Annotated in this window: 18 protein-coding genes; 9 read left to right on the top strand and 9 right to left on the bottom strand. The window is 67.7% G+C overall.

Annotated features, from left to right (window positions below; all coding sequences use genetic code 11):
• Positions 1-8: 8 nt before the first annotated feature.
• Complete coding sequence (locus HUA75_RS05375) at positions 9-587, bottom strand: hypothetical protein (RefSeq protein WP_174485704.1); 579 nt, start codon at positions 585-587, stop codon at positions 9-11.
• A gap of 364 nt (positions 588-951) precedes the next feature.
• On the opposite strand from HUA75_RS05375, the gene HUA75_RS05370 reads away from it, so the two are divergent.
• Positions 952-1833, top strand: a complete 882-nt coding sequence (locus tag HUA75_RS05370) for an ATP-grasp domain-containing protein (RefSeq protein WP_174485703.1) — start codon at positions 952-954, stop codon at positions 1831-1833.
• Positions 1834-1932: 99 nt separating this feature from the next.
• Positions 1933-3534, top strand: coding sequence for a Na+/H+ antiporter (locus HUA75_RS05365; protein ID WP_141643558.1), 1602 nt, complete (start codon positions 1933-1935; stop codon positions 3532-3534).
• Between the two features lie 65 nt (positions 3535-3599).
• Here the strand turns inward: HUA75_RS05365 and HUA75_RS05360 are convergent, their stop codons facing one another.
• From HUA75_RS05360 to HUA75_RS05340, 5 genes are read right to left on the bottom strand one after another with little or no spacing between them, the layout of a single operon-like run.
• On the bottom strand, positions 3600-4547 hold the full coding sequence (locus HUA75_RS05360; protein ID WP_174485702.1) for a hypothetical protein: 948 nt from the start codon (positions 4545-4547) through the stop codon (positions 3600-3602).
• Positions 4548-4568: 21 nt separating this feature from the next.
• Complete coding sequence (gene truA / locus HUA75_RS05355) at positions 4569-5366, bottom strand: tRNA pseudouridine(38-40) synthase TruA (RefSeq protein WP_141643559.1); 798 nt, start codon at positions 5364-5366, stop codon at positions 4569-4571.
• Position 5367: 1 nt separating this feature from the next.
• On the bottom strand, positions 5368-6651 hold the full coding sequence (locus HUA75_RS05350) for a serine/threonine-protein kinase (protein ID WP_174453457.1): 1284 nt from the start codon (positions 6649-6651) through the stop codon (positions 5368-5370).
• A 36-nt stretch (positions 6652-6687) separates the two neighbouring features.
• Entirely contained in the window at positions 6688-7662 is a 975-nt protein-coding gene (locus HUA75_RS05345) for a class I SAM-dependent rRNA methyltransferase (protein ID WP_174485701.1), read from the bottom strand.
• A gap of 14 nt (positions 7663-7676) precedes the next feature.
• Complete coding sequence (locus tag HUA75_RS05340; protein ID WP_141643562.1) at positions 7677-9002, bottom strand: amidohydrolase family protein; 1326 nt, start codon at positions 9000-9002, stop codon at positions 7677-7679.
• Between the two features lie 1801 nt (positions 9003-10803).
• Here HUA75_RS05340 and HUA75_RS05335 point away from each other — a divergent pair.
• The 7 genes from HUA75_RS05335 to HUA75_RS46460 all read left to right on the top strand — a co-directional run bounded on the left by HUA75_RS05335 (position 10804) and on the right by HUA75_RS46460 (position 19362).
• Entirely contained in the window at positions 10804-11550 is a 747-nt protein-coding gene (locus HUA75_RS05335) for a hypothetical protein (RefSeq protein ID WP_174485700.1), read from the top strand.
• Positions 11551-12303: 753 nt separating this feature from the next.
• A complete protein-coding gene (locus HUA75_RS05330; protein ID WP_174485699.1) occupies positions 12304-12714 on the top strand; it encodes a methylglyoxal synthase in 411 nt (136 codons plus the stop codon).
• A gap of 183 nt (positions 12715-12897) precedes the next feature.
• On the top strand, positions 12898-13839 hold the full coding sequence (locus tag HUA75_RS05325) for a hypothetical protein (RefSeq protein WP_174485698.1): 942 nt from the start codon (positions 12898-12900) through the stop codon (positions 13837-13839).
• 144 nt (positions 13840-13983) lie between these two features.
• Complete coding sequence (locus HUA75_RS47480; protein WP_256433095.1) at positions 13984-14109, top strand: hypothetical protein; 126 nt, start codon at positions 13984-13986, stop codon at positions 14107-14109.
• A 128-nt stretch (positions 14110-14237) separates the two neighbouring features.
• On the top strand, positions 14238-14546 hold the full coding sequence (locus HUA75_RS05315) for a hypothetical protein (RefSeq protein WP_174475513.1): 309 nt from the start codon (positions 14238-14240) through the stop codon (positions 14544-14546).
• A gap of 554 nt (positions 14547-15100) precedes the next feature.
• Positions 15101-16609, top strand: coding sequence for a hypothetical protein (locus HUA75_RS05310; RefSeq protein ID WP_174485696.1), 1509 nt, complete (start codon positions 15101-15103; stop codon positions 16607-16609).
• Complete coding sequence (locus HUA75_RS46460) at positions 16606-19362, top strand: YfhO family protein (RefSeq protein ID WP_254627365.1); 2757 nt, start codon at positions 16606-16608, stop codon at positions 19360-19362. The genes HUA75_RS05310 and HUA75_RS46460 overlap by 4 nt, the downstream gene beginning before the upstream one ends.
• Positions 19363-19368: 6 nt before the next feature.
• Here the strand turns inward: HUA75_RS46460 and HUA75_RS05295 are convergent, their stop codons facing one another.
• From HUA75_RS05295 to HUA75_RS05285, 3 genes are all read right to left on the bottom strand, one after another.
• On the bottom strand, positions 19369-20136 hold the full coding sequence (locus HUA75_RS05295; protein ID WP_174465320.1) for a MerR family transcriptional regulator: 768 nt from the start codon (positions 20134-20136) through the stop codon (positions 19369-19371).
• A 291-nt stretch (positions 20137-20427) separates the two neighbouring features.
• Positions 20428-21321, bottom strand: a complete 894-nt coding sequence (locus HUA75_RS05290) for a hypothetical protein (protein ID WP_174485695.1) — start codon at positions 21319-21321, stop codon at positions 20428-20430.
• A 153-nt stretch (positions 21322-21474) separates the two neighbouring features.
• Positions 21475-21732 carry a hypothetical protein gene (locus HUA75_RS05285; RefSeq protein WP_141643904.1) on the bottom strand — a complete coding sequence of 86 codons (258 nt, stop codon included), beginning with the start codon at positions 21730-21732 and terminating at the stop codon, positions 21475-21477.
• Positions 21733-21769: the final 37 nt, after the last annotated feature.

The following is a 21769-nucleotide window of genomic DNA, read 5'->3' as shown; positions in this document are numbered from 1 at the left end:
CGCGCGGGCTAGAGGACGCGGGTGATGGTGAGCTGAGCGATGCCCCCCAGCGAGGACACTCCCGCGGGGTTCAGGCAGGCCAGGTTCAACAGCGCCGTCGTGTAGACAATCGACCAGGTCGCGGTGGAGCCGTAGTACTTCCCGTGCAGCACCGTGCCCGCATAGGTCACCACCGTCGTCAGGCCCACGACGCCGACCTCGACCGAGGTGTAGTCGAACCGGGACGTCTCTCCGGTGTTCCAGGTGATGGTGGCCTCACCGGCCCCCGTCGTCAGCGGGCTCGAACAGGTCAGCCCCGTCTGGAGGTTGGGGCCCGTCGATACGCTGCCGTTGAGGACCACCTGTCCGAGCACCGTCAGGCAGTTGCTGAAGGCCGAGGCGGTCGACACGTTGATGTTCTGCGGATTCATCGTCGCCGCCGGCGAGAAGGTCCGGGTGGACGTCCCCAACTCACAGATGACGCTCACCGGCTCGACGGCGAGGGCCGAGCCCACCGGAGAGGCCAGCATCGCCAGGAACGCGCCTCTCAGCAGCACGCTCCCGAGACGGCGCACGTTTCCACCGGCAACCACATCGTCCATTTTCATGATGTCTCCAATGACTGGGTTCAGGCCGGCCAAGACACCCACGCGAAAGCAGACGCCCTCCCAATGACTGTCATCCAGCCCAGCGCCACTCTGGCGACTGGGAATGCCGTCAGCAATTGAACCTGAGGGTACGGGCACACCAACGCCGCGCCGAGAATGCGGGCGATGACGTTGCCCGCAATCAGCGCTGTCAGACACCACCTGGGGCTCGCGTCTGTTTCACTCAACGCCCCCACTTCCTCCCAGGCACCGCCCATTCTCGGGCGAGCGTCCCGCCGGGAGCACGTCAGGCCGCGCTCGAGTTCGCGTCGGAGGAGGCCCGCCCGGCAATCCCCGCCGTGCGCCCTCCACGAAAGCGGTGCCCATGCCTCGACGCTCCCGTCCTGCAAGTGCCCTCGTCTTCGGTCGCAATCCCTCTCAGTACGACACCTTCGACGTGGAGGCCGAAGCCGCGGAGTCCCTGGGCCTCGACACGTATCAGGTGGACCTGGCCGCCCTGCTCCACGGCAACCTGGAGCGCGCGCTCGACGCGGTGCCGGAACACGGAACACTCCGGCTGCTCTACCGGGGCTGGATGCTCACGGAAGAGGAGTACGGCGCGCTCGACGAGGCCCTCTCCGAGCGCGGCCACCGGCTGCTGACCACCCCCACGCAGTACGCCGCCGCAATGTACCTGCCGAACTGGTACCCCCGCCTCGCCCGCTACACCGCGCGCTCAGTCTGGACGGAAGGCACGGACGCCCAGGAGGCCTGGCGCGCCGCCCAGGAGCTCGGGCCTGCTCCATACATCCTCAAGGACCACGTGAAGTCCGCCAAGGAGCGCTGGGAGGAGGCCTGCTTCGTCCCGGCTGGCGCCACGCGCGAGGACTTCGAGCGAACGTGCACAAACCTCGTGGAGGAGCGCGGTGAGCGCTTCGAGCGGGGACTCGTCGTCCGGAAGTACCTGCCCCTCAAGGTCTACGGCAGGACGCCCACCGGCCCCGCGCACCTGGAGTTCCGCCTCTTCTTCGGACACGGCCGCCTGCTCGCGGCCGAGCCGTACCACGAGTTCGACGTCGAGGTTCCGGACTTCACCGCCTTCGAGCCCCTGGGCCGCCGCATCGACTCGCCCTTCTTCTCCCTCGACGTCGCCATGCTGGAGGACGGCGGTTGGGCCGTCGTCGAGGTGAATGACGGCGGCGTCTCCGGCCTGCCTCCGGGGTTGGACCCTCGCGCCCTCTTCGAGCCCCTCCTGGGGGCCGGGTAGCCAGGCACCCGCCACGCCGGCCCCGCCCAGGAGCAACCTTCGCGACGCGCTCCTGGGTTATGGTGCGCAAAGGTTTGACGTCAAAACAGGCAAGGAACGATGCACTTCGAATTGGCCTTCGTCCTCATCTTCGCAGTCGCGACCGCGGTGGCCATCGCGGCGCGGTACTTCAAGATTCCCTACACGGTGGCCCTGGTGGTGGCGGGGCTGACGTTGGGTGCGGTGCATCTGTTCGAGCCACCGCATCTCACCAAGGAACTGCTCTTCGCCATCATCCTGCCGGGCCTCTTGTTCGAGGCGGCGTTCCACGTCGAGTTCCGCAAGTTCTGGAAGAACAAGCTGACCATCCACGCCATGGCGATTCCGGGCGTGGCGGCCTCGGCGGGCCTGACGGCGCTCATCCTCTCGGAGTGGGTCGAGGGAATGAACGTGGTGAGCGGCTTCGGGATGATTCCGGCGATGGTGTTCGCGGCGGTCATCGTCTCGACGGACCCGATTGCCGTGGTGGGGTTGTTCAAGACGCTGGGCGCACCCAAGCGCCTGCTCATCCTGGTGGAGGGAGAGAGCCTGCTCAACGACGGCACCGCCGTGGTGCTCTTCACGCTGGTGGTGGGAGTGGCGATGGGAGGCCAGTTCACCGTGGGCGGCGCGGTGATGGACTTCATCAAGGTCGCGGGCATGGGCGTGCTGGTGGGCAGCGCGGTGGGGTATGCGGCGGCGCGGGTCATCAAGCGTGTGGATGACGCGATGGTGGAAATCACCTGCACGGTCATCGCGGCGTACGGCTCGTTCGTCATCGCGGAGAACTTCCACTACTCGGGCGTCATCGCGACGGTGGTGGCCGGCATGCTCTGCGGCAACTGGGCCACGCACGAGGGCATGAGCCCCACCACGCGCGTCGCGGTGGAGAGCTTCTGGGAGTACTGGTCCTTCGCGCTCAACTCGGTGGTGTTCCTCCTCATCGGCCTGGAGGTGAACCTGTCGTCGCTGCTGGCGTCGTGGAAGCCGATTCTGGCGGCCTACGTGGCGGTCATCGTTGGACGGGCGGTGGTGGTGTACGGCGTGTCCGCGCTGCTGAGGCTCACGTCGGAGCGCATGCCCTGGTCCTGGAGCGCGGTGCTCACCTGGAGCGGCCTGCGCGGCGCCATCTCCATGGTGCTGGTGCTCAGTCTTCCGGCGGACTTCGACCACCGCGAGCTCCTGGTGAACATGACGTTCGGCGTGGTGGTGCTGTCCATCGTCTTCCAGGGCCTCTCCATGGCGCCGCTCCTGCGCAAGCTGGGCATCACCGGCCTGAAGGACGCGTACCAGGAGCAGTACGAACTGGCGCGCGGCCGGCTGGGCGCCATCCACGCCGCGATGGCCGCGCTCGAGGCCCTGCGTCGCACGCGTGAGATTCCCGCCGACGTGCTGACCCAGCTGGAGAAGGACTACCAGGAGAAGGAGCGCGTGACGGAGACGGAGCTGGCGCAGCTCAAGCAGCAGTCGATGCGCTTCCACGAGGAGGAGCACCAGGAGGCCGTCCGCCGCATGCTCATCGTGGAGAAGGAGTCGCTGCTCAAGGCGTACCAATCCGCCGCCATCGGCAAGGAAGCCTTCGAGCGACTCACCGCGGAGCTGGATGAGCGCATCGCCCATGCCGACGCCGCGGAGATCCACACGTCGGTGCCCGCCACGCCCGCCGGGGCCGTCGGGACCTGACGTCAGGCGGTCCTCGCGTCACGGGCGGCCTTCACGGGCTCCCGTGACGCGGGCTCAACGGGCCTTCAGACCGCTGGCGTCTTGGAGGTATCCGAAGTCGCGGGCGGCACCTCGGAGAGCGACTGCTCGGGCAGGCGAATCACCGGGTCCGGACGCTCCACCTCGGAGGAAACCGCTTGCACCGCGCTCGCGGTCGCGGCCCCGAGGGACTCCACCGCGGACACGGACGTGTCCACACGTCCCTCGGCGCTCGATGACGAACCATCGACCGATGGGTCCACCCGTGCTTCGGCCCCTGATGCGGACGACACCGGGCGTTGAATCGACGTGTCCACGCGTCCCTCGGCGCTCGCAGCGGATTCGCCCGGAGCGGGACTCGACGTCTCGACATGTCCCGCGACGCTCGCGGATGCTCCAGGCGCCTCGGCGGACGTATCGACTCGAGCCCCGGCGGCTGACTCGGCCTCGCGCTGCTCCAGCCGCGCGCCGCCCTGCTCCGCCGCTCGGAGGAACTCGTCGTACTCGGACTTGCGCTCCTCGGCCTTGGATTGGGTCTTCTCGGATTGTTGCGCGGCGGCGGCCCTTCCGGCCTTCAGCGCGCGCGCACTGACGACGATGCCCGCCCCGAACACCGCGACGTTCAGCACCGAGCCCAGCCCACCCAGCCACAATGAGTCCACGCCGCCCTGGACGTAGCCCAGCGCGAGCACGAAGACCGCGCCGGACACGGCCGCGCCAGCCGCCGTCTGCCAGGGCTTCAGCTCCATCACCCGGCCCGCGCCGTAGCAGAGCACCGGCAGCACGCCGACCAACCACACGTTCTCCAGCAGCACCGCCACCAGCACCTTCAACGAGTGGAAGGGCAGCGCCTGCACGCGCAGATTCAGCCGCAGCGTCAGCGACACGCTGAGGGCCGAGCCCAGGACAAGCGAGATGAAACCCAGTCCAACGATGAACTGGAAACGGCGGATTCGAACACGCAGCGGCTCGAGGACACTCGGCTTGGGGCTCACGGGCAGGCAGCCTACCCCAGTTCAGCCCTCGTCCTCGTCCACGTCCGCTTCCCCCCCCGGAGTCCGAGGAGGCGGGCCATCCGCGTAGAAGACCTGCTCCAGCACCAGCCCCTGGGGCGGCGCCGTCTGTCCCGCGAGCTTCCGGTTGCGCGAGGCCAGCACCTCCGCCACCCACGCCTCGGGCCGCTTCCCCTTGCCCACGTCCACCAGCGTCCCCACGAGGTTGCGCACCATGTGCTTCAGGAAGGCCGTGCCCTCCACCACGATGGAGATGGCGCCCCCGGCCTCCCCCTCCACCGTGATTTTCCGCACCTCGCGAACCGCGTGCTTCGCCTGACAGTCCGCGGCCCGGAACGCGGAGAAGTCATGCCGGCCGAGCAGGTGCGCTGACGCCCTGCGCATCGCCTCGACATCCAGCGGCGCGAAGACCTCCCAGTGCGTCGTGCGGTGCAGCGGGGAGCGCGTGCGGCGATTGTTCAGACGGTAACGGTAGCGTTTGCCTCGGGACCAGCGGCGCGGGTCGAACCCCTCGGGTGCCTCCACCGCGTCCACCACCGCCACGTCGTGCGGAAGCAGGCCGTTGAGCCCCATGACGTACGCCTTCATGGGCAGCACCCGCTCCGTGTCGAAGCAGATCACCTGCCCCGTGGCGTGGACGCCAGAGTCCGTGCGCCCGGCGGACCGGACGGACACGGGCTCGCTCAAGAGCCGCGACAGCGCCTCCTCCATCACCGCCTGGAGCGAGCGCCCATTGGGCTGCACCTGCCAGCCCACGTAGCGAGTGCCCTCGTATTCGAGCGTCAGCTTCAGCCGAGGCATGTCAGCGGTACTTGAGCCAGGACTCGAGGAGCTCCGCCACCATGCGCCCCGCGGGGACACCGTTGCGCCGGGCCACCGCCTCCACCGCCTCCAGCACCTCCATGGAGAGGGGCACGACCAGCATGCGCGGCTCGGTGCGCTCGTCGGGCCCCCCCGGCGCCAGGGCGGCAATGCCCGGGGGGATGGTGAGCGGCGCGGTGACGGCGGGAGGTGGCTCGGACACCGGGGCCGGAGGAATCCCGGGGTCCAGGGATGCCACGACCTCCGACAGCTCCAGCGCCTCCTCGGCGGTGGGCGCGGTGGCGTTGCGGCTGCGCAGCCGGCGCTGCTCCTCCTGGAGCTCCTCCTCGAAGAGCTGCTTGATGAAGTTGGCCAGGTGCAGCGGCGTGGGCGTGAAGTCGTACGCGTCCAGGAACGCGTCCAGGTCCTTCTGCATCTCCGCCGCCGTCTGGTAGCGCCTGTCGCGGTCTCGCTCCAGCGCCTTCATCAGGATGACTTCCACGCGCTCGGGCAGGTCCTCGCGGAAGTACGAGGGCGCGTAGATCTTCCCCTCGGTGATGCTGCGCATCACGGCGACCTCGGACTCGCCCGTGAAGAGCTTGAAGCCCGTGAGCCACTCGTAGAGCACCACGCCGAGCGAGAACACGTCGCTGCGGCAGTCCAGCGCCTTGCCCAGACACTGCTCCGGGCTCATGTAGCTGAGCTTGCCCTTGATTTCGCCCGTGCGAGTCTGGCCCACCTGGTTGGCGGCCTTGGCGATGCCGAAGTCGAGAATCTTCACCGAGCCGTCGAAGGCGACGACGATGTTCTCTGGCGACACGTCCCGGTGGACGATGTTGAGCGGGCTGTCGTACAGGTCCGCCTTCGTGTGCGCGTGGTGCAGGCCCGCGCAGACACACGAGGCAATCTTCACCGCGTACACCAACGGGAAGGGAATCCCGAGCGCCTCCGCCTTGGGGACGACGCGGCGCATGTCCCGGCCGGCCACGTACTCCATGGCGATGAAGTAGCTCTCCGCGATCTTCCCCAGGTCGTGAATCTGCACCACGTTGGGGTGGTTGAGCTGGGAGGCGAGCCGGGCCTCGTTGAGGAACATCTTCACGAAGGCCGCGTGCTTGGAGAGGTGCGGGCGGATGCGCTTGATGACGACGGGCGACTCGCGGCCGTCCTCGCCTTCCTGGTGCGCGAGGAAGATCTCCGCCATCCCTCCGACGGCGATGCGGTCGATGAGCCGGTACTTGCCGAAGCGACCGGTTTCGCGCTGCTGCGGTGCGGCGGGAGACATGGCGTCCTGACCTTACCCGCGCCAGGGGCCCTGGTGCTAACGAAGTTGGACGACGTGGACCTTCAAGGCCGACTCCTGGCCAGGAGGGCTCGGAAAGTCGAGGGAAGAAGGACCCGAGGAATCCACCGCCCTGCCCTGCCGCCCCGCGAGGGAGAGGCCCTCGGACACCATGGCCTCGAAGCGCCGGGCGGGCAGGCCCGCGTGGTTGCAGCAGGCGACCAGCCGTCCCCCGGGGGCGACGACGCGCGCGGTGGCCTCGGCCAGCCGGGCGTAGTCACGGGCGGCGGAGAAGCGGGCCTCCTTCGTGTTGGAGAACGACGGAGGGTCCGCGATGACGAGGTCGAACGTCTCGCCCTTCTTCGCCAGACGCTTGAGCCAGTCGAAGACATCACCGGCCACGTAGTCATAGCGGTCCACGGGCTGGCCATTGAGCTGGGCGTTCTCCTCACCCCACTCCAGTACGCGGCGACTCGCGTCCAGGTTGAGCGCCCGCTTCGCGCCGCCCGCTTTCGCCACCACTCCGAATGCACAGGTGTAGGCGAAGAGGTTGAGCACGGTGAGGCCGCTCGCCTCTTTCAAGAGCCACGCGCGAGTGTCGCGCATGTCCAGATACAGCCCCACCGAGAGGCCCTGTCCGGGGCGGATGAGGAAGGACAGGCCGTTCTCAAGGGCCGTGAGGGACTCCACCGGCTCGCCCCGGGCGGAGGTCTCCGGGGCCAGCGTCTCCTTCGCCACGTTGGCGAGGACCCGTGCTTCGCGGGGACGGCGCTTGAGATACAGGCTCGTCGGCGCCCACGCTGTCATCGCGGCGTCGAGCAGCGCCTCTTCCTCCGTGGGAGAGAAGTCGCGGTAGAGGCTGAGGACATACAGGCCACCGAAGCGGTCCGCCGTCACGTCGGGGACGCCATCGGCCTCGCCGTGGAGGACGCGGAAGGCGGTGGTGCGAGCGTCGGTCAACAGGGGGCCGCGCCGGGCTTGCGCGGTCCGAAGCGTGTCCACGAGGGTGGGCATGGGCCCTCCCTGTATCAGCTTCCCAGTCGGGCGCGAGACCAGACGCGCTCGAGCGCCTCGGTGGCGGCGCGGGACAGGTCCACGTAGTCGGAACCCAACAGCTGGCCTTCGCGCACGCGGACGCGTCCATCGACGATGGTCCAGGCCGCGGGCGAGCGGGCGAGCTGGCCGATGAGATACGGCGAGTAGCCCGTCTCGGGGTCGGCCGCGGGCACGGAGTCGTAGACGACGAGGTCCGCGAGGCTGCCCTCCTCCACGGTGCCCGAGGGCAGGCCGAACAGGCGGGTACACAGCTCTGCGGGGCCGCTGACGAGCAGGTGCGCGAGGGTGCTGTCCACGTCCGGCAGGTGCCCGGCGCGGGAGATGCGCAGCACGCCCACGAGGGCCGCGAGCAGTTCGTCCTGAAGGGTGCCGTGGCCGCCCGTGCCCAGTCCAAGCAGGTGCAGCCGCAGGAGGATGGCCTCCATCGGGTCCGTGCCGCGCTCCAGGGTCCGCACGCCACGGGCCGCGAGCGAGACGAAGGTTTCGGTCTGCTCCAGGCGCGCGGCCTCGGAGCTGTCCAGCGCACGCGCGTAGCCGGCGATGGCGCGAGGACCCAGCAGGCCCAGCGCGTCGAGCCGGGGCACCACCCGCTGACCGTGACGAGCGTAGGTGGTGCTGAGGTCGTCCTCGTTCTCCGCGAGGTGGAAGACGGTGGGGACTTCGAGCTCCGCGCTGAGCCGGGAGATGCGCGAGAGGAGCGAATCCTCGCAGGTATACGAGGCGTGGAAGCCCAGGGCCCCGCGCACCAGGGGGTGCTTCGCGTAGCGGCGGGCGAAGTCCGCGTTGGCGTCGAGCCATGCATCAGCCTGAGCGGCGCCATCCATGCTGTGGGTGGCGTGGCTCGTCACCAGTCGGAGGCCGACGCTCTCGGCCGCGCGGGCCTGGGCGGTGAGCCCTCCGGCCACGTCGGCGCATGCGAGGTGCTCCACGACGAGGGTGACACCATCTCGAAGCGCGCGGGCGGCGGCGAAGCGCGTGAGGGCCTCGATGTCCTCGGAGGAGACGAGGCGGGCCACGCGGCGCATGCGCTCCAGTCGCTCGCGAGGCGGCAGGAGGAGAAACTGGCCATTGGGCGGCAGGAGCTGGCCGTTGACGAGGTGCGAGTGGCTGTCCACCAGCCCGGGGGCGACGAGGCGGCCTCGACAGGCCACTTCCCAGTCACCTGGAAGGACAGGCACCTGCGCGTCCGGAGCGACGCGGCGGATGACACCACCCTCGACGACCACGGCCATACCGCGCCTGACCCGGCCATCCGCCCGGAACACAGCGCAGTTTTTCAACAGCAGGCGACCTTCCATGTCCGGCAACTGTCATAGCACGGGTCAATGGGGGTGGGAGCGGGGTAAGTCCAGGAATCCGGGGTCGGCAACGAGGACTTGCCAGAGGAGGCGACTCAGGGCAGGGCGCCCCGCTCCGCCGAGCCAAGGGGTCCACGGACCGGACAGGCCACCGCCTCTGTACCGTCCCCTCTCCGCGGAGTGGGGCATTGCACCCGCCGGCGAATCAGGGAGTCGTCGCATCACATCCCGTCTCAGAGGGGACGGGTATCCGAGGGTATCCCGGTGCCCTGCACCTCCCTGCGACACAGCGAACTCGAGGCGAGTCCGAGCACATGACGCAGTAGTAGCCACAGGCAGCGTGTACGAGATGGCTGATACGTGGCAGTTCCTCATTCACCACCTTCTTCGAACCGACCAGCCAACACGCATCATACGGAACTGGCTGCAACGCAACGAGCGAGCAGTCGTCATCGGCCTGGCAGGTTGAGAGTTCCTCGATCTCCGCGGCGGCGGCCCACCATGTCTCGCGGCATTCAGGCGAGAGTTCCCAATTATCATTCGGGTCGAGAAGTTCCTCACGGCCAGCAGACACAAGGCACTCAGATATCTTCCTGGCATGCGCGACATCGCGAGGCACCACCGAGTGTGAACACCCCCATAGAGCCAGCACGAGGAGAAGCCCCATGTCCTGGAGAATCTTCATGTCCCCAATCACGGTCCTCCCCCTGGTCATGACACTCAAGGGATGACCTGCTCCCCCTGGGATTGAGGCTGAGTTTCCATCCATCGCTCATGGTGGCGGGTCCGCAGTAAGACCTGGAGCGTGACGACGGCACCCTTGCTGGCGCCAGCCCTCCGCTCGCAGCAAACGCTCAATCTGTCTCCAGCCACAGCACCGTCATGGCACTCCCGCCAGGAGAAGTTGGGCCAGCGACCCCAATGCTCGATGCGGGGGCCCTTCAGGACAACACCCGTCTCACGCCGCACATGAGCAAGCACCTCGGACAGCGATTCGCACGAAGCGCTGGACTCAGCACGGCCCCAGGTCATCAGAGCGAGTTGTCCAACCGAGACAAAATCAAGCCAGACACTCCCTGCCCGCTTCGCCAGCACCGCCGTTCCCGTGGGGGGAATCCCGAACGCGCTTCCGCTGGGTTCCGGGCAGACTTCGGTCAGGACGCGCCCCGCCACATGGATGGGCACGCACCTCTTTCCTGAAGCGTCCTCGGCCAGGGCAGAACCAGAGATGAGCATCACCGCCCATGCGCCGTGAATGAGGCTTCTCCGGACAGACATTTCCGCTCCATTCCCTGGGGCTTCTCGTGAGAGGCCATCCTAACCCTTGACCTCCACCGCACCGAGAGAAACACGTTCCACGCAAGCAACGTCGAACCATGACGTCGCCATGATTTAGACCGTGCGTCCATTCGATATGCTCCGTCGGCCTCCATCTGAACGCCGAGCCTGGGCTCACGTCTCCGAAAGCTGCCTCGAAGCGAATTTCATTCGAGGAACAGGAGAGTGCTGGAGTGGAGCGGACGCGGCGGACGGTCCCTGCTTCGCCAGGGGGTGGCGGAACGGCTTCTCGTAGCGGGGCGAGGTCGGCGGCGGGAAGGAGTCCAGGACGCTGCACGAGACAAGAAGACAACGGGCTGGTTTGTGTTCCTGGAGCCCTATCCGAGCGGCGGCGGGGCTGCCTATAGTTGTCGCATGAGCCATGCGTCGTGGAACGCGGATCTTCAAGGTCGCGCACCAGCGAGGTCATCTTGCTCATCCGACATCCCGCCGGTCCCGCGGTGCAGCAGACAGGAGATTGAGCGTGACGAAGAGAGCACTCTTGTTGGCGGCGGTCCTGGCCGCGGGTTGCGGCAGTGAGGCCAAGAAGGCCATCGAGCAGCGCCGCATGGCCGTGGCCCCAAAGCTCGCCAAGGTGACATCCATCGCGGACCAGGCGCGGGCGCTGCCGCCGGTGAAGGAGGGCTCGCTCACGCTCGGCGCGGCGCCCCTCGTCATGGCCTTCCTCACGACCACGCCGCTGCGCACCGGCACCGTGGTCTACGCCGAGGACCTCGACGACCTCTCGGTTTTCAAGGACGAGCCTCCGCACTACAAGATGCGCGTGAGGCAGGCGGGGCTGATTCAGGCCTGCGGCCAGCTCCTCGCCAAGGGCACCTACGGCATGCAGACCGCCGCCAACGTGCACGCCAACGTCGCCATTGAGTACCTCGATGCCTGCGCCAACCTCGCCTACGTCTTCGTGCTGCGCACCCGCGAGGTGAAGGGGCGCTCCTTCGAGGGCGACGTCGTCGCCTTCGACCTCGCCGACGGAAAGCCCATCGGAGGCTTCCCGATCTCGTTCACCAGCGAAGGCCGCCGCGACCAGGTGAGCAACACCACGAAGAGCGTGAGCACGCGACGGGTGGGTAACCGCAACCGCACCACGGTCACCGAGACGACCACGACCGCCACCGTGGATGCTGATCGCGAACAACTGCGCAGCGACCTGGATGGCGAAATCGAGGCCGCGATCGTGAAGCTCGCTCCCTCGAGCAAGTGGCTCAACTGACCGAGGTACCCCGAAGACGGTAGCGGGCCTGGAGCGTAATGGTGAAACCTTCACAGGGCCTGCAAGACCTCGTGGGTCTTGCGCCCTGTGAAGCGCCTCGCGAGCGCGCGACTTCACAGAATCGCCGAGTCAATGTGACGACACGCGAGGCTTCCTCGTCCTGCTTGATGCGAGCCACCGTCACCGCCTCCGCGGAGGCCAACTCGACGGGCCTTTCACATACGGCCGTGCCCGTTGCTTCGCGAGGTGAGTGCATCGAAGCGCGTACCCTTCGACCCCTCAGGCATTTCAGAAATGGGCCGAGGATGCTCGATCCGGGCATGCGCGCGTTATCCACTATCGCCTTGGGCTCACATCGGTTCGTTGTGCCGCCCGTCCCGTCTTGCCCCGCTCTGGTCCCCGTTTGCGGGGCTCACTGGGGGGACATGCGGCCCCGCAGGTCAGCCCGCTCACGCCGGCCGGGAGCATCACTCAGGGGACTTCCTCAACCCCGCTCCACCCTCTCCCTTCAACAGGGCGTCTATCCCGCATATCCGCTGTCTTCGTGAACATGAGGCCCATTGTCCGGAGGGACAGTGTCGATGTCTTTTTTGTGCGAGGGGAGCGGGTGATAACTCGCGGATTCGCGGAGGACGATGTTGGGGGTTGAGCCGAGATGGATGGTGGGTAGGTTCTGGGTATCGCGGGGATATCCAACATCGCCCTCGTGCGGGCCTGCCTCTATCCGCCGTCTAGAAACCTAGGGAATCCCGAATGAAACTCCGCATTGCATTGATTGCTCACGACACGAAAAAAGACGACATGCTCGCCCTGGCCGCTGAATACAAAGCCTTCCTCTCAACCTGCACGCTGACCGCCACCGGCACCACCGGCGGCCGCCTGACCAAAGAACTGGGGCTGGAAGTGGACCGCAAGCACTCCGGCCCCTTTGGCGGCGACTTGCAGATCGGCTCGCTGTTGGTGGAGGGTGAGATCGACTGCTTGATCTTCCTGCGCGACCCGATGACACCGCAGTCGCACGAACCGGACATCAACGCCCTGGTCCGCGCCTGCGAAGTGCACAATACGCCGTGCGCGACCAACGTGGCGTCCGCACATCTGGTGTTGACTCAACTCGAGCAACGCGCGGCACAAATGAGCAACGGAGGAAGGGAATCCGCATGAACCGCGTCGGCGGTCCTGTATCCATGGACCTGGTGAAGGTGGACCTGCCGCCGCCCGGCGCGCTGGGCCGTGGGGGCGGGGCGCCACCTGAACCTTCTCACGCGACAGTGACCTCCGCGACTACCGGAACCGTACGACGCGTGGGGGCTTGTCACCGGCGTGCGGGCTCGGGAAGGTAGGGGGATGCTCGTTTCGGTCCATCTCTATGCATGGCAGGCCGTCATCGTCGGCAATGCGCGGCTCGGGGGGCGCGACCTGCGAGCGGCAGTGCTCGACGACCCGTGGGTGGGCGTGACGAAGAGGGAGGGGGACGTCTTTCGCGGCTTCGCCTGCGAGGGGGATTTTGAGCCCTCGTTCTATGCATGGCTGGATCTCCAGCGGGTGCGGGGCCTGCAAGCGATCCGGACGCTGTGCACCGTCGATCCCGGTGACTGGGCGCTCCACACGCCGCCACCACGGCAGCCCCCGTTGCCGGAGTTCGCCCTCGTCTTCCCGGATCGCGTCGCCTGGTACCGCTACAAGCATTCGAGCCTCGACCCGCGAGGCCTGAGCGGACCCTATGAGGAGTGCTTCGTCGAGGTGCCTGAGGAGTCGCGGCCGGCGACGATCACCCCTCTGGAAGAGGCGGAGCGGGAGCTGCTTGTGGCCACCCGGGACTATGTCGCGTTCGTGGAAGCCAGGGCCCGAGCGGATGACGCGACGGACATGTTCTACGCGAAGCAAGGGCGCACCACGTTGGAGCTCCTGGAGGACACGGAGGACTCCTTTCGGGAGAGGCTCATCGCGCTGCGCCAGGAGGAGTTGAAGGAATATCGCCGGCGGGCCAAGCAGTGGCACCCCGTCCAACCGGCGACGAGGGCGATGCGGCCCGTCATCCTGGAGAATGCCGCACGCTGGCTGGTGCGGGACGATTATCTGAGTGTCCTGGAGGCCGCGGGCGCGTCGTGGCGGGCGGTGCGACTGGCGAGAGCCTCGCAGGACGCCTGGCCCCTGAACATGGACGTCGACCGCAGGTCCCAGGAGGATCTTCCGCCCTTCATCCACGCGCCAGGCTATGTCGCCATCGGCCGGCGCTGGGCCTGCGCGGCGGCGGCGGCCCTGAACGCCGCGTTGAACATGCGCTAGGGGAGTGTCCGCAAACTAGAGCCAAAGGCTTGCGACAAGCCCCAGTCCTCGCTCCAATGCCCTTTCCCTATCTCGAAGCACCTGACGATCATGAACCCACGAACCCTCGGTGATTGGCTCGCGACCCGTTGGCGATATGCCACCATGGCCGTGCTCCTGGGGCTGACTGTGTCGCTCGGAGTGCCGTACTGCGGGCGGTGGTGGCGCATCGACATGTGCCTCGACTCGGGTGGCGCCTGGAACGAGGAACGGAGCACCTGCGAGCACTGACCCCGCTGCCCCACCAGGCCTCGGGACCTGCGATTCCTCAATCTCCTCCTGCGCCCCAGCAACCATCCTTCTTCGCAGGGGTCCCAAGGGCGAAGGTGCCTGGAGCCCCCCATAGGATTGAGCGACCCATGACCCTGGACGTTCGCGAACTGATTCATCAAGCGATGGTCGAGCCTCGCCAAGGAGTGCAGTCGCTCGCCCGTGAGATCCGAATCGCCCTTGGCCATGGTGACCCCGACGCCGCACGAACCTTGGCTTATGCACTGCTGGCGCTGGCCGTCGAGAATGACCTCGCACATGAGTCGCTGACGGACGCTGTTGATTGGTTGATTCGTGATGAACGAACCAACATTGCAATCATGCAGCGCCTTCACCGGTACGCACAACTGGCTGGCGACACCCTCTTGGAACAACGACTCACTGGACGCGTGGACTGAACCCACCCCAGACCTCGCGAATCGAGTCCCTCCCACGTGCAACTTCACGGACGAATGTCGCGACAATGTCCTGGAAGAGTGGAGCCAGGGCCATCGCTGGAGATGACGCAGCTCCATCCTTCAGGACACGAGTCATTTCCTCTCGGGTCGCAGGCAAGCTCACAGGTCGAGCCCCCATCCGTGTGAGCGAAGTTCGTCCCGCCGGCGCACACCAGGCCTGGGCCACAATCGCTCGGAGCCGCGCAACGAGTGCCGATGACCGCGAGCATCTTCGCGTCGGGGTCGCTCCCATTCGCCTCACACTTGCAGCCTGCCAACCCCCAGGTCAGCAAGAGCAGCGTCACCGCACTCCACGACAGCCGATAGGCACGACTCATGTGATCTCCATCTCGGACCGCTCCTCGCAGGAGCCCCGGGGACTTCGTCCTGCCGCATCCCGACGGCTTTCGAGGCACAGGCAGCACCCTGCCACGCCCAGGACCCTACTCGCCCCCTGTCCTTCCCTGCAGGCATGCCTTCGCAGGGCGCCAGGAGCGAAGTAGCCTGCGGCCCACATGAGAACGCGGTCCCTCCTCCTTCCCGGTCCAGCGGCCCTGGCGGCACTGGTGCTCACCGTGCGGCTCGGGATGTCGCCGCTCAAGAACTTCGACCTGTTCTTCCACCTCGCCGGTGGACAGTTCGTCTTGAAGAACGGCTTCACTCGCATCGACCCCTTCAGCGTCACCGGCACCGCCGGCTGGGTCCCTCATGAGTGGGGCTTCGGCGTCCTCTGCGTCGCCCTGGTCCGCTGGCTCGGCGCCGCTGGGCCCGCTCTCCTGGTCGCCGGCCTCGTCGCCCTCAACCTCATGCTCCTGTGGACCGTCCTGGAGCGCGCGGCCTCGGGGCGACGTGGGTTGCTCGCCGTGGCGACGCTCGCGGCCCTCCTCGTCGTCTACGCGCCCACGTGGCCTCAAGAGCGCCCCTACCATCTGGGCCACCTGCTCTTCACCCTCGCGGTGCTCGCCATCCAGTCCTGGCGCGCGGGCAATGACCGCATCCTCTGGGTGTTCCCCTTCCTCGGCGCCGTCTGGGCCAACGTCCACGGGAGCTGGCTGCTCGGCCCCGCGCTGCTCGGCGCGACCGCTGTCGGACAGGCCCTGGACGAGGGCACCCCGGAGTCGCGCCGGCGCTCGCTGCGCGCCATCGGATTCAGCGTCGCCGCGTTCCTCATGGCGGGACTGGGTCCGGACGGGCTCAACATCTACCTGTACCCGCTCCATCACTCGCTGCTGCCGTCCACGCAGACCATCGTCGAGTGGCGCCCGCTCAACCTGGACCTCGCCTCGAGCTGGGCCTACCTCGCGCTCGGCGGCGCGGCCTGCTTCGCCGTGGGACAGGCTCGCGTGCGCAAAGTGGCCATCCTCCTCCCCACCTTCGTGCTCGGCCTCGCCGCCATCAAGGTGCAGCGCCATGCCCCCTTCGCCGCCGTGCTGCTGGCGCTCGCCCTCCTGGAGCATGTCGCGTTGAGCCGGGACACCACCGTGGCAACGGACGCGCCGGTCGGAGCGTGGAAGCGCTTCTGGGCACGGTTCGATGGACTGACGGCCGGTTGGAACGACAAGGCCAGCGGCGGGCTCTGGCCCACGCTGGCGCTGCTGGGACTCGTCCTGATTCATGCGCAGAGCCCACTGCCGTTCGAGCAGGGCGTGAAGCGCTCCGTCATCCCCATCCCGGTCTTCGAGGCGCTGCGCAAACACCCTCCGGGCAAGGTGCTCAACCCCTTCGTCATCGGCGGGCCCATCTCGTTCTTCGCGGGCGCCGACTACAAGGTGTTCATCGACAGCCGGAACGACCCGTTCCCCATGTCGGTCCACGAGGACTACGACAAGCTCGTCTGGGGCGAGCCCGGCTGGGAAGAAGCCCTGACGCGCTATGACCCGGACTACCTGCTCTGGGACATCGAGAACCCCGGCAACATCCTGCTCGACAACCTGAAGGTGCTCGGCGGCTGGCGCGAGGAAGCTCGTGACGGCAACTACGTGCTGTGGATTCGTGAGCGCACCACCGCGACGGGCCATCCATGACCGCGCGGCGGACGGAAGCGCGGAAGGCGGGGCTCGCCATCGCGGGGCTCGTGGCGATGCTCGCCTTCGCCTACAGCCCGGTGCTGCGCGGAGAGCTGCTCGCCGGTCGAGACGTGTTCCGCATCTTCTTCCCTGACTCCGCCTTCCTGTTGGAGTCCCTGCGCGCGGGCGAACTGCCGCTGTGGACGCCGTACCTGCGACTGGGGCAACCGTTCGCGGCCACACTCTACTCGCAGGTGTTCTATCCACCGCGATGGGTGGCGGTGCTCGTCTCCGGTCCCATCGTCTCGATGACGGTGTTGCACATCGCGCACGCGGCGCTCGCCTCGGTGGGAGTGTTCCTGCTCGCCAGGAAGCTGCGAGCCTCGTGGCCCGCGTCACTCGTCGCGGGGGCGATGTTCGGCCTGTCACCGATGATGACGGACCTGGGCATCCAGCAGAACGTCGTGGACGCGGCAGCATGGAGCGGGTTCATCCTCCTCGCGGCGCATGACCTCGCGCACCGGCCCGGACCCGGTCCGCTCGCTCGCCTCTCCATCTTCTCTGCCCTGTCTCTCTTCGCGGGCTCGCCCGAGACCACGCTGTGGCAGGGAATCGTCGCGGTGCTGGTGGCATTCCTCACGGATTCGTCGAGGCGTCGGGCGCATGAAGGGCCCTCGGCGACACGCGGGTTGCCCACGCCCGAGGCGCATGCAGCCGCTCAGCCGCTACCCGTTGGCGCGCCTCCCCCTGTTTCGGTCGCGACGTTGGCGGGGCCACACGCCGACACATCGACCGCGAGCGAGCAAGGGACCCAGGTCCGCTCCGATTCGGAAGTAGCGAGCCGAGCACTTCAGCCCCACGCGGTACTGCCCGCGGCCGCGTCGCATCACTCCGAAGTCGGGCAGTCGAGCCTGCCTCCGTTCGGCGCCACCTCGGAACTGACGAAGGAGGGCCATCGACCACTCCGTGCGGAACAGTTGATTGTCGCCAGAGCCGCGAGGCCCTCGGACGCGGGAGTCGAGCAACCTCACCTCCTCGCGCATGAGCACATCGCCGAGCACGGTACGGCCGCGCGGAATCCATCGATGGGTCGCGAAGCGGTCCCCCGTTCTCAGCTCCACGGCGTTCCTTCGTCGGTAGCGCCTTCGAGCACGCGCGACGCACGGACCCGCCTCCGGGCCCGGGGACTCGCGGTGGCGCGTATCACCGGGGGCTTCATCCTGTCCGCCGTGCTCGCGTCGGTGGCGCTGTTCCCTGCGGCGGAGTTCGCTCGGAACTCCCTGCGCTCCCAGCGCGGCTGGGCCGAGCAGCTCGCCTGGTCCGTGTCCTGGCCGCAAGTGCTGTCTTCTGTGTGGCCGCTCGCGGACTGGCCTCGTGACAGGTACTGGGGCGAGGACCAGTGGTTCATCCTCAACCTCTTTCTTGGCACCCTGCCCTGTGCGCTCGCCATCGTCGGCGGACTCCATGGCCCGCGTCGCGCACGGCCCTTCGTCGTAGGGGCCCTCACGCTGGTGATGCTGAGTCTGGGGCGGCACTTTCCTCCCTCGGCCTGGGTCCTCCAGTCCGTGCCGCCGTTCTCGCTCTTCCGCTACCCCGCGAAGTACTTCGTGGGCGCGGCCTTCTGCCTCGCGGTGCTCTCGGCCTTCGGGCTGGATGCGCTGGGCCGGCTCGCACGAAAGCTGCCTCCCTCCCGACTGAAGGCCGCCATCGCCTTCGTCGCCATGGGCGCAGCCATCGCAGCCATCGGCCCCGTGGTGCGCATGCTCCCCATGCGCGCCTCCGCCGAGGCCGGTGCACCCTGGGTGCCCTTCGCGCTCGGGCTCGCCACCCTCATCCTCTTCCTCCTGCCGTGGTCCTTCGTGCGCCCGCGCCGCGTTCGCCATGGACTCGCGGCTCTCGCCGTCCTCGAACTCGCGGCGGCACACTCGCTGCTGGGGATTCCCAAGTACACGCCCTGGGACTCGCTTCGACAGCCCTTCTCCATACGCACGCTGTTGCCCCAGCCGTTTCAGGGACGCATCAGCGCTGACATCGAAGGCCCCGAGGACCCCACTCGCGCCGTGGTGACGAACACCATCGAGCGCAGCCTCGACCGCCTCATGCCGAACAGATTCGTCGAGGAGCGACTGCCCGCGCTCGAAGGCTACGGCGCCCCGGAGCCCGTGCGCTCGGACCGCTTCCACCTCGCCGGAGAGCGCAGCGTCTATGACCTGGCTGGCGTCACACATTATCTCCGCCAGGGCCCGCCCCCGTTCGACGACCTGGAGCTGCTCCACCGCGCCGAGGACGGCACCACGCTCTCCCGCTCGCGCACCGCCCTGCCCCGAGCCTTCCTCGTCCAGCGCGCCCGCGTCGTCACGGATGACGAAGCCCTGGAGGCGGTGCTGGATGCCGACCAGCCCTTCCGGGAGATTGCCTTCCTCGCCTCGGGCGAGCCACTCGAACGTCCCGATTGCGAAGGCTCCGTGCGTCCCTCCAGCAGCGGAGCCCAGCACCTGGCACTGGACGTGAGGGCTTGCGACGACAGCTACCTCATCGTCTCGGACAGCTACTACCCGGGATGGCGCGCGACAGTGGACGGCAAGGACGCCCCCATCCACCGCGCGGACCACTCGCTGCGAGCCGTGCGCCTTTCACGCGGTGAGCACCACGTCCGCTTCGACTACACCCCGCTCAGCTTCCGCGCGGGACTCCTGCTGTCCCTGCTCGGCTGGGCGGGGCTCGGCTTCGTGTGGCTCAGGGCGAGACGACGTCCAGTCGCCCGGGCGTGACGGACGTCACGACTCCACGCCGTTGCGTTCCGCGTTGGCCACGAAGGCATCTCGCAGGTACCGCGAGAGCCCGGGCTTCACGCTGTCGATGTTCTCCGTGAAGCGAGAGTCACTCACGTACATCTCCCCGAGCCCCCGGTGGATGACGTATGAGCACGGGTAGAACCACTTCGAGATGTACTGACGATGCGCCTCCGCGAGCGCCAGCACCTCGGGCTCCGTCGGCGCGCGTCCTGCTCCGAGGTGCTCCGCGAGCGCCTTCATGAGCTGGTCCCCTTCCGCCTTGATGGCGCTCCAGTCCTCCTTCTTGTAGCGCGAGGTCCGCCGGGCCGATTCCTTGTAGGCCTCCGTGTCGCCCCAGCGCTCCTTCACCTCGGCCTCGTACTTCGAGGGGTCGAAGTCCCCAAACGCCTCGAACATCTTCTCGCTGTCCATCGTCTTCCCCTGGTCCAGTGCGTCCAACGCCGCGTCCACGGCGTGGCGGAGTGCGTCCAGCCGCGAGGCCCGCTCGGTCAGCAACTGCCTCTGCATGAGCAAGGCCGCGCGAAGGTCGAAGCGAGGGTCACCCAGGATGCGGCGGATCTCCTCCAGCGGGAAGGCGAGCTCCCGGAAGAAGAGCACCTGCTGCAACCGCTCCAGGTCCGCCTGCGTGTACAGCCGATACCCCGCCTCGCTGCGCCCCGAAGGACACAGCAGGCCAAGCTCGTCGTAGTGATGCAGCGCCCGAACGCTGACCTTCGCCAATCGGGCCACCTGGCTGACCGTCAGAGCCATCTCTTCACCTCGGATGAGATGTCTAAGGCCTCACGCCGCGTGAGGGTCAACCCCCGCCACGTCGAGACGCCACGAATGAAGCGGGCAACCTGTCACGGGCTCCCTCAAATGGGGGCTCGGGCGGCCCTCCGAACATCATCGGGCGGGTTGGGCGCACGGTCTCCGTGCGAGTCGCGCCCCTCGAGTCCTTCATGCAACGCGCCTCGGCACCGGCCGTTGTGGAGTGGACCTTCGGGCCATCCACCGCGAAGTCTCGGGCGTTCATCGCGAGGCAACAAAGCCTCGGGCGCCTCAGGGCGCGCGCGCCACGTCTGGCGGAGCGTCCACGGGAGGACGAAAGACATACATCATCAGCGAGGCCCCCTCCGCCACGCGCACCGTCGCGTCGCGGCGTAGCACCCAGAGCTGGCCCGGCTTCACCGGCCGCTCGTCCGCCGCTTCCAACGAGCCCGAGCCCTCCGCCACGTAGACGATGGCGGGCTCTGCGCGCGTGGCCGTCAGGGCATGCTCCCCCTTGGCGAGCACCACGCTGGACATCTTCCCCTCCAGCGCCGGCAACGTCTCCACCGTCACGCCCCCTGCCTGTTCCGCCAGCATGACGAGCGCGCGGGTCGGCGCGTAGGTGAAGGGCTCGGGCCCCTGCGCCAGTCGCGCATCCGTCGGCTCGACGTACAGGTTTCCGTCGAAGCGCGGCGTGGCGAACACGAGGTTGCCCAGCATCTGGTCCTCCGCGCGGTTGAACCACGCGTGGCCGGTGAAGGGCTCGGAGGCAATCAACGCACCGGGATGATGCATCCCCCGCCGCTCCGCCAGCACCCCCTCCCGCCCCCAGATTTGATGCACCTCCGCCTGCCCCGCGACGATGACGGTGGCCTCATGCGTCCGGCGGTGGATGTGCAGCGGACACGCCTGCCCGCGCCCCATGACGTGCAGATGCACCGTGGCGCTGTCCGAGAAGAAGAAGGTGTCGGAGATGTCCGCCGCGTCGGGGTTCTTCTTCGCCAGCGACTCGAAGACTGCGGGCACGTCGAAGACCTCGACCTCCGGGTCCTCGGGCACCGTCATCGCCCGCTTCACGGCGAACAACACGCCCAGCAAGGACACCGTCAGCACCAGCGACAGCACCCGGTACAGCACCACCCGGCGACGCAGCAGCAAGAGGTCCGCGGAGGAGGGCTCGGTCACGGGGGCATCCTGGACTTCGCGCCGCGCCCCGGCCACCTGCCCTGCCGCCGAGCACGAGCGCACAAAGAAACATGGCGGGGCCCTCGATGAAGAGGACACCCGCCACGTGAGTAGAGGCACCGCCGTGAGGCGATGCATCCAAGACACGAAAGCTTAGTAGGCGTTGTTCTCGCCGAAGCTCTTCATGGTCTTCTTGTTCAGGGCGACGTTGGAGCTCTGGCCGTCGTTGGCGACGTTGGAGTTACCCGCCAGGGCCGCCGCGGAGGCGCCGAACAGCTTGCGAATGTTGTCGCCGAACAGCGTCACAACGCCGATGGCGGCGATCGCGATGAGGGCAACGATGATGATGTACTCGGTCATGCCCTGACCACGAGCCTTGCGGAGCTGGTTCTTCTTCGAGATCGCCTTCATGGGAAGTCTCCTGGGGTTCAGAACGGGAAAGACACCC

Origin of the sequence: Myxococcus sp. CA040A (genome assembly GCF_013336725.1) — a bacterium.
Taxonomy (GTDB): domain Bacteria; phylum Myxococcota; class Myxococcia; order Myxococcales; family Myxococcaceae; genus Myxococcus; species Myxococcus llanfairpwllgwyngyllgogerychwyrndrobwllllantysiliogogogochensis.
Note: the sequence above shows the minus strand (reverse complement) of the source record. Positions and strands in the feature narration are given on the sequence as shown.

What these genes read in the sequence shown, in the direction of transcription:
- HUA75_RS46460 (WP_254627365.1), top strand. Translation starts at nt 16,606, where the DNA reads ATGACCGCGCGGCGGACGGAAGCGCGGAAGGCGGGGCTCGCCATCGCG.
- HUA75_RS05350 (WP_174453457.1), bottom strand. Translation starts at nt 6,651, where the DNA reads ATGTCTCCCGCCGCACCGCAGCAGCGCGAAACCGGTCGCTTCGGCAAG.
- HUA75_RS05330 (WP_174485699.1), top strand. Translation starts at nt 12,304, where the DNA reads ATGAAACTCCGCATTGCATTGATTGCTCACGACACGAAAAAAGACGAC.
- HUA75_RS05315 (WP_174475513.1), top strand. Translation starts at nt 14,238, where the DNA reads ATGACCCTGGACGTTCGCGAACTGATTCATCAAGCGATGGTCGAGCCT.
- HUA75_RS05340 (WP_141643562.1), bottom strand. Translation starts at nt 9,002, where the DNA reads ATGGAAGGTCGCCTGCTGTTGAAAAACTGCGCTGTGTTCCGGGCGGAT.
- HUA75_RS05345 (WP_174485701.1), bottom strand. Translation starts at nt 7,662, where the DNA reads ATGCCCACCCTCGTGGACACGCTTCGGACCGCGCAAGCCCGGCGCGGC.
- HUA75_RS05370 (WP_174485703.1), top strand. Translation starts at nt 952, where the DNA reads ATGCCTCGACGCTCCCGTCCTGCAAGTGCCCTCGTCTTCGGTCGCAAT.
- HUA75_RS05285 (WP_141643904.1), bottom strand. Translation starts at nt 21,732, where the DNA reads ATGAAGGCGATCTCGAAGAAGAACCAGCTCCGCAAGGCTCGTGGTCAG.
- HUA75_RS05325 (WP_174485698.1), top strand. Translation starts at nt 12,898, where the DNA reads ATGCTCGTTTCGGTCCATCTCTATGCATGGCAGGCCGTCATCGTCGGC.
- HUA75_RS05375 (WP_174485704.1), bottom strand. Translation starts at nt 587, where the DNA reads ATGAAAATGGACGATGTGGTTGCCGGTGGAAACGTGCGCCGTCTCGGG.
- HUA75_RS05365 (WP_141643558.1), top strand. Translation starts at nt 1,933, where the DNA reads ATGCACTTCGAATTGGCCTTCGTCCTCATCTTCGCAGTCGCGACCGCG.
- HUA75_RS05295 (WP_174465320.1), bottom strand. Translation starts at nt 20,136, where the DNA reads ATGGCTCTGACGGTCAGCCAGGTGGCCCGATTGGCGAAGGTCAGCGTT.
- truA (WP_141643559.1), bottom strand. Translation starts at nt 5,366, where the DNA reads ATGCCTCGGCTGAAGCTGACGCTCGAATACGAGGGCACTCGCTACGTG.
- HUA75_RS47480 (WP_256433095.1), top strand. Translation starts at nt 13,984, where the DNA reads ATGGCCGTGCTCCTGGGGCTGACTGTGTCGCTCGGAGTGCCGTACTGC.
- HUA75_RS05310 (WP_174485696.1), top strand. Translation starts at nt 15,101, where the DNA reads ATGAGAACGCGGTCCCTCCTCCTTCCCGGTCCAGCGGCCCTGGCGGCA.